1 pseudogene is annotated in these 381 nt (G+C 47.5%); it reads right to left on the reverse strand.

Annotated elements, in window-relative coordinates:
- A pseudogene (gene tldD, locus CWC11_RS22100) lies at positions 1-381 on the reverse strand (metalloprotease TldD); the annotation flags it as partial.

The raw sequence follows: 381 nt of genomic DNA on the forward strand, positions 1-381 counted from the left end.
GTACAGCTTCTTTGGCAAACTGCACCCATCTCGGTGCACCGTCTACTAACTCTTTAAAGTAACCATAATCTAAACGCGCCCCCCCACAGGCACTGCCACGCTCTCTGCGACCATTTTTCTCAAGTAGTACCGAGCAATTTAAACGTATTAGCGGGCGAACATCGGTTGCAAATGTGCCGTCGCTTGCGGCAATTAACACTTCTTCATATACCGCCGATAGCGAACTGACCACTTGCTGCGCCTCAGGCGCTAAATCGCGAATACACTGTTCAATCTCTCTTAGTAAAGCCACTTTATCCGCATCACTCATGCTGGTAATTGGCTGTGCTGGTTGAAATTGAATGGGTGCTTTTACATCGCTAAATACTTGGACTTTACTGC

Origin of the sequence: Pseudoalteromonas sp. S3178 (assembly GCF_005886985.1) — a bacterium.
Taxonomy (GTDB): domain Bacteria; phylum Pseudomonadota; class Gammaproteobacteria; order Enterobacterales; family Alteromonadaceae; genus Pseudoalteromonas; species Pseudoalteromonas carrageenovora.